We start from the raw sequence: 7,652 nt of genomic DNA, 5'->3' as shown, positions 1-7,652 counted from the left end.
TTGGTATTGATTATGAGCTATGCCAACTCATAATAATTTTATAATTTTGTGCAAGTTTGCTTTTTTAGCTACAGCTTATCAGTCCTGATTTGGCTGTTTCTGCTTAACGATGCTTATGACTTTTAACCTTTCCACCGATCGCAGTTGGTATTGAGTTATACCCAAGGTAGATATAACTAACTATTTGCGATGTTGCCTTTTTGGCTACGGCTTATCAGACCTGATTTAGCCGTGTCCCCGTGACGGCGGTTACGGTACTTCGAGCGAACGCTCTATCCATAGAATTCTTGCTAGAGGATAACCAGTTCAGACTACCAGTCATAGCCCCATTTAACCCCGCTTTGCGGATTGATGACCATTCGCTACCGCAGGGGTTATGCTTTCATCTCCAACACCTGAGAGATAGGACTTGATGATTATGCTTTTATTAGTATTCAGCAACCAATATTGGATCATCTCACCTATACGAAATACCTAGTTGTCATGGTTCACAAAACGTAAGAAAAACGTTCTATTTGACCTGTTAAGAATTGTTAATTACTTAACATTTAGTCACACCATGCTAGTGCTTATATACTAAAAATAGTACCTTCACACTAAACGAGTCGCACGCCTTGTTCGGGGCCATATCCTTTAAAAGTAGCACGATCGCCCATTTCTTGGGTGGCAGTAATAATTGCATCGCGACAAGCTGCGGGGAGTGGTTCTGTTACGTCTCCGATACCTAGTTTAATAATTGCTGCATCGGGATTATTCGCTGCATAAGCACTAACTCTTCTAGCGATTTCAGGGAAGAGATATCCTGCTTTGAGTTTTAGATAATTGTCATTAATTGTTGCCATTAATTTTTTTCTGCTAGAAACGCCATCTATCAATTATTAATGAATCTGAGCCTTTTATTCAACATTTACTAGCAGGACTTAGCTTATAATGTATCTCTTGCACCGATCGAAAATCTTGCCGATTTAATGAATAGCGAAGCAATAGAATGGCTGGAAGTGGGAAAAATCACCTCACCTCAAGGATTGAAGGGAGAATTGCGAGTTTACCCCAATTCGGACTTTCCCGAAAGATTCACTCAAGCTGGTAAGCGGTGGTTGAGACATCCTAACACTTTGGAAATCCGCGAAGTACAACTGCAAGGTGGTAGATATTTGGCGGGAAAAAACTTATATGTAATTAGATTAGAGGGCGTTGAAACTCGCGAAGCGGCAGAAGAATTGCGTAATTATCAATTATTGGTAGATAAAAAAGACCGTCCGAAATTAAAACGGGATGAATATCACGTTTCGGATTTGATTGGGATGGAAGTATATCACCAAGAAACTCAAAAAAACATTGGTATAGTCGTCGATCTGTATACCGCAGGAAACGATTTACTGGAAATAAAGTTACACGAACAGCCAGAACTTAAAGTTCAAGAAAAAACCGACCTTTCGCAAATTAGTCGGCGTAGCAAGCGTAAAAAATACAGACCAAAATCTCAAAAACCCTTAACTATTTTTGTGCCTTTTGTTAAGGAAATAGTTCCAATTGTTAATGTCATTCAACAAAGGATTGAAATTACTCCTCCTGATGGTTTGATCGATATTCACAATTCTAAATATGAAGTAAAAGATTAGAAAATAATCTATATTTTCAATTAATTGCAGCCAAGAAAGCTATCAAAGCAGAAAAACCGACTATTACAATTAAAGCGACGATCGACAAACACCGCACCGATAGTATTTGGTGGATATAATAATGAAGCAAAACCTACAGGTTCTCGATTTATTTCAGCAATAAAAATAGTTTCTGGAGATTTTCTAGGAGTACTTTTACTTTTTAATAGAGCTTTAAGTTGCTGAGGAGTATAATCTTTTGCTGCTAAAACTTTAATCGCATTATATTGAATTTTGACGATCGCATTTCGATCGGTGGGTTGAGCAAGACGAATAATAACATTAACATTTTTATTAATTTGTGATGTCATTAAAAATGATAGTTAAAAGTCAAAAAATAATTTGCTTCACCATAACTTTCTGACTATTACTAATAGTGCGATCGCGATCGCGAAAGTCAATACATTACATTATTTATCAGCTTAATTACGTAAGTATATTCAATATTTTTAGCTTAAATAATTTATGTTTGAGGATTATACTCTCGACGTTTGGAGTCAATCTAGTCCATGATATTAGGTGTTTCTTCTATCGTAACCGAACATGAAGTAGTCCCAATGTCGGGGATTAAATTTTTAATTAAGCTAAAAATATATGTTTAATAATTCCACCAACAACTTTATCTTTAATTTGGTCAAACAAAAACTACTTTATTTTATTACTTCTTTGACTATAAGTTTGGTTGGTATGTTCTTAAGCATTTTGGGGATTGTTTCCTTAATTTCTATCATCTTGACAGCTATAGTCGATCGCAATCTTCTCACACTCTCTAGTTTTACACCATTTTTAAGATCGGTATTTATTTGGGGATATCATCTCAATCAAAATTATCCTTTAATTGTTTTACTATCTTTGATCGCTTTAATCTTTATTTTAGAAAAAGTAGCTATTTATTTTAATTCGATTTTCAATCTCAAATATAGTAAATATTTGATTTATGAAATGAAGTGTAAGGGATTATTACAACTTAGTGAAATAGATTTTAGTTACTATACTCAAAATAAAACTGGAGATATTTTATTTAAAATCAATCGAGAAATAGACAAAGCAGCTTTAGCCATTGCTAGCATTCAACAAATAGTAATTTTGAGTATAACTAGTTTAATCTTGGTGGCAATTTTAATTGTTATTTCTTTACCCCTAAGTCTAATTACATTATCTTTTACTGGATTGATTATTACTGTCGATTTTATTTATCGTAAAGCTACCAAACAACGAGAATTAAATTCAAATCAAAAAACTCAAATATACAATCGTCAGTTGATTGACTTTTTATTAGGAATCCGTCAAATTAAAAACTTAGCTACGGAAAAAATAGAATATCAAAAACTTACCAAATCAATCAATCTCAAACATCAAGCAGAATTAGAAAGTCAGAAAAACTCTATTGTTATTTATTTAATTAATAATATTGCGCCAATCGCGATCGCTTTAGTTTTAACCATCGGTAGCTACTACTTATATGGCAAAGAAGTTGGAGCTTTTATTCCTGTCGCCATTATCTATTTTGCTTGTTTGTTAAAAATATTTTTACCAATTACGCGCCTCAAAAATGCCCGCACTAGATTTATGGCTAATCAATCGGGTTTAGAAGTGTTTGTTAAATTTCTTCAGGAAACAAATCGAGCAAAGATTGAATCTGGTAGTTTAACTTTAAAAAACTTACAAAACAAGATCGAATTTCATAATGTTACCTTTGCTTACCCCAATCACGCTCGTATAATTTTAGATAAGATCGATTTAGTTATCCCTGCCCAAAAAACTACAGCTTTAATCGGTTCTTCTGGTGCAGGGAAAAAAACTTTAGTTAATTTACTATCAAGAATTTATGAACCAATTGAAGGTAAAATTATGCTCGATTGCCAAGATATTAAACAATACGATCTTAGTAGTTTGAGAAAATCGATTGTGGCGATCGCTCCAGAACCATTTATCTTTAATAATTCAATTTTTTATAATTTAACTTACGGTTTAGAAAATATTACCGAAGAACGAGCGATAGAGGTAACTAAAATAACCAAAGCCTATGATTTTATTATTCGTCTTCCCCAAGGATTCGATACCATTGTGGGCAGAAGTAAAACAGTTCTTTCTGAAGCTCAAAAACAATTATTAATTATTACTAGAGCTTTACTATTACAACCACAAATAATTATTGTCGATCGCCCTTTCCAAGATCTAGATCGAAGCGAATATCCTATCGTCGAATCTGCTTTAGAAAAACTCTGTCGCGATCGCACCACAATTATTATCGGCGATCGCTTGCCCAACAGACAACAGCCAGACAAAATTATTATTTTAAATAAAGGCAAAATAGTCGAATCTGGCACTCATCAAGAATTACTCAGAACTAGTAATTTATATCAGCGTATGTGTTCGGCACAACTTAAAACTAGCCAACAATCTCAGCAACAACATTTAGCTAAAAAGATCTCTAAAAAATTAGCTCGTCAAAACAATAATAATCTTTCTTATAAAATTCGGAACAATCTTAATTCTTTACTCAACTATTTAAGATTAATTAATGACGGTTTGATTGAAGACGATCTAGAGGAGTCTAGAATTCTTGACGAATCCTATCAGTCAGCTAAAAATATGTTAGCTAGTTTGAGAGAATACGAGCGTAAAATTTCTCAAGGATTGAAGAAAGATAATTAAAGTAGCGTACAGACACAATATATTATTGATTGCTTTCATATTTTTCTGAGCTATTATTTTGATTCCTTCTGCTGACTATAAGAAATTGTTGGTCAATCAAAAATAAAGTTATCTTGCTTTGGGTTAGTAGAGAGTTAAAACTTCATCTTCTATATTTACACCACGTTGATTGTGATTATATCTACTAATTTGAGAGTATTTCTGCTTACTACTCTTTTGTCTGAAATGCTAGCAAAGTACTTTTTTATCGATTTTTTAAGAGATTCCCGTGTCATATGCTGGAAAATTTACATCCTCGCACTTTTTCTCTCTTCTTTTCTCTATTCTTTTTGATAGGATTACCCTAGAACTTAAAACACTTGGCTTGCAGGCAGTACAGTTATTTAGCTAGCAAGCTTTAGTTCGACGAACAAATTCTTCTGTTGAATAGTAATTAAATATTTTTTTCTTTAAACAGGTACGAGAATTTACTGTATTATTACCTCAATAACCTAAAGTACTTAAAAATTCGTATCTATCTCTTATGTAGCTAAAAATAGCTATTTGTAAAAAAAATATCATGACGTTAATTCAACAGACAACTATAACCCAAGAGAAAACTAGGAATAGAGTATTAATTGTTGTTGAAAATCTATCACTACCTTTCGATCGTCGGGTTTGGATGGAAGCAACAAGTTTACAAAAAGCTGGATATGAAGTGACAGGTATTTGTCCCAAAGGAAATGGATTCGATTCAGATTTTGAAATAATAGAAAATATTCATATTTATCGTCATCCTTTGCCTCCAGAAGAAAGTTCTGTTATTGGATATTTAAGAGAATATGCTTGGGCAGTATATTGGCAATTCAAATTAGCGATAAAGGTATGGAAAGAAAGAGGTTTTGATATTATTCATATTTGCAATCCTCCAGATTTATTATTTTTAATTACTATTTGGTTTAAGGTTTTTTCGGGTGTCAAAGTAATCTTCGATCATCACGACCTCAGTCCCGAAATGTACGTGGCAAAATATAAACGTAAAGATATCTTTTATCATGGCTTACGAATTGCAGAACGTTTAACCTATTTAACAGCCGACCGAGTTATTTCGACTAATCAATCTCATCTAGATATAGCCTTAACAAGAGGAGGTAAAAAGAAAGATGAAGTATTCTTAGTTCGCAGTGCGCCAGATTTGTCTCGCTTTTATCCCGTACCAAAAAACTCTCAATATTACCAAGGAAAAAAATATTTAGTTGGCTATATGGGTGTTATGGGAGAACCAGAAGGTGTCGATTATCTTTTAAGAATGATTGAATACATCGTCAAACAAAAAAAACGTTTGGATATTCACTTCATGTTAATTGGTAGTGGTCCTGCCATAGAGGATTTGAAAAACTTATCTCAAGAACTGGGAATTACAGAATTTGTGGAATTTACTGGATTTAAGCGAGGTCAAGAATTATTAGAAAGATTATCTAGCTGTGATATTTGTGTCGAACCTTCTCCCTCATCTGAATACAATCAAAACTGCACTATGAACAAAATTTTAGAATATATGGCATTGGGCAAACCAATAGTGCAATTTGACCTGCGAGAAGGCAGATATTCAGCAGCAGAAGCATCTTTATACGTTCGTCCTAATGATGAGCAAGAATTCGCTCTTAAGATCTTGGAACTTCTAGATTCTCCAGAGATGAGAAAAACCATGGGTTTAAAAGGAAAACAGAGAATGAAAGAAATTTTAGAATGGCGACATCAAGAACCTAAATTGCTAGAAACTTACAAGTCGATTAAGTCGATTATTTAAAACTTCAAATTAACTTTTATTACTTGACATTAATCAAGTTTTATTTTATTAAAGTTAAATAAAACTTGATTAATTTGATGTCAAAAAAGAGATTATTAAATCGCAGAAAAGCGATCGAGCTTGGCTTAGGTTTTGTTTCAGGAGTGGGAATCTCCTCCTGTAATAGCTTATATGATAGAGCTGTCAGTCGAGAACACACTTCAAATAGTTCGGTTGATAATAATTTTGAAGCTCTTCCCGAAGATTTAGAACAGGAACTAGCTTTTAATTCCCAGCAAATAGTTGGAGCTAATATAGACAAAAGCAAAATAAAACGCACCATTCATGTAAACCAAAACCATCAAAATGCACTAGATAGCAATCAAGGATACAAACAAACTCCTTTAAAAACAATTGGTGCTGCTGTCAAAATGGCTCAGAATCATTTACAAAAAGGAGAAGGGATTAAGATTAAAATCTATGCTGGTACATACCGAGAAGGAGAATTTACGATTGATGGCAGCAAACTTGGTACTAAAGCCCAGAATGCTGTTTTGATCGTGGAAGGTACGGGAAAAGTTATTATTAGTGGTTCTGAAATTTGGCATCCCAATACCTGGCAAAAGGTAAATAAAGGAGGCGTTCTTTATTATCAACATGATTGGAATTATGACTTTGGTAATAATGGTGGAGCTTGGGGAAAACACGGGCCAAAAAAGGTAATTGCTCATCGTCGAGAAATGATTTTCCTTAACGATCGACTGGTCAAGCAAGTATTGTTAGAAAACTATGATTATACTTGGCCTAATAGCTTTAGAGGCAAAGGTAGCCATAAATACTCTGGTTTAAGTCAACCAGAAAATACCCTCGAACCTAATTCTTTTGGTGTAGCTGAATTAGATCGCAATGGCAATAAAATCTATCTCAGACCAGAAAACAATTATAATCTGTCAACAGCTAAAATTGAGGTAGCGACCAAACAGTTTATTTTTCGCTTTTTGAACTTAAATAATGTTGTTCTAAATAATCTAACCTTTCAACATAGTGCTAGCGAGTTAGAAGTTTCAGGAGCAGCAGTTTTATTTGGACCTTGGTACGGGGAAAATGAGTTTCGCAATCAGAATATAGAAATTAGAAATTGCAATTTTCGTTGGAATAATGCCAGAGGTTTAAACATTTTAAATTCTCAAAATGTTAGTTTGAAAAATAATAAGGCTAATTATAATGGTTTTGCTGGAATTACAGCAACCATATTAATGAATACAGTTTGGAATAATAATGAGACTAATTTCAACAATTGGCGGGGATATCGAGGTGATTTTAATGATTGGGCGATCGCTGGTACAAAAGTTCACTATATACGCGATGGTATATTTCGCAATCATCAGGCTATAGGTAATAAAACAAGGGGTTTATGGTTCGATCTAAGTAATAGAAATATTCTGGTAGATAAACTCGTAGCAGTGGGAAATAGCTATGGATTACAATTTGAAATTTCACCAGGACCGTTTACTATTAATAATTCCCTTTTGGCTAATAATGAAAATGCTAATTTTTTCATTGAT

The 7,652-nt window shown here is 33.7% G+C and carries 5 protein-coding genes and 1 pseudogene; 4 read left to right on the top strand and 2 right to left on the bottom strand.

Translation table 11 applies throughout. The features are described from left to right. Window positions 1-611: 611 nt before the first annotated feature. Window positions 612-842: pseudogene (locus AC33VI_RS16460) on the bottom strand (LL-diaminopimelate aminotransferase); the annotation flags it as partial. Between the two features lie 126 nt (window positions 843-968). On the opposite strand from AC33VI_RS16460, the gene rimM reads away from it, so the two are divergent. Continuing rightward, on the top strand, window positions 969-1,622 hold the full coding sequence (gene rimM, locus AC33VI_RS16455; protein ID WP_491783346.1) for a ribosome maturation factor RimM: 654 nt from the start codon (window positions 969-971) through the stop codon (window positions 1,620-1,622). A 20-nt stretch (window positions 1,623-1,642) separates the two neighbouring features. Here the strand turns inward: rimM and AC33VI_RS16450 are convergent, their stop codons facing one another. After that, complete coding sequence (locus tag AC33VI_RS16450) at window positions 1,643-1,972, bottom strand: GNAT family N-acetyltransferase (RefSeq protein WP_491783345.1); 330 nt, start codon at window positions 1,970-1,972, stop codon at window positions 1,643-1,645. 283 nt (window positions 1,973-2,255) lie between these two features. On the opposite strand from AC33VI_RS16450, the gene AC33VI_RS16445 reads away from it, so the two are divergent. The 3 genes from AC33VI_RS16445 to AC33VI_RS16435 all read left to right on the top strand — a co-directional run. After that, window positions 2,256-4,319 carry an ABC transporter ATP-binding protein gene (locus AC33VI_RS16445; protein WP_491783344.1) on the top strand — a complete coding sequence of 688 codons (2,064 nt, stop codon included), beginning with the start codon at window positions 2,256-2,258 and terminating at the stop codon, window positions 4,317-4,319. Between the two features lie 661 nt (window positions 4,320-4,980). Further along, entirely contained in the window at window positions 4,981-6,108 is a 1,128-nt protein-coding gene (locus AC33VI_RS16440; RefSeq protein ID WP_491783347.1) for a glycosyltransferase family 4 protein, read from the top strand. A gap of 77 nt (window positions 6,109-6,185) precedes the next feature. Then, on the top strand, window positions 6,186-7,652 hold a 1,467-nt coding region (locus AC33VI_RS16435; protein WP_491783343.1), incomplete at its 3' end, for a right-handed parallel beta-helix repeat-containing protein.

The sequence above is a fragment of the Waterburya sp. genome (assembly GCF_058530065.1).
This window is presented reverse-complemented; position numbering and strand designations above follow the sequence as displayed.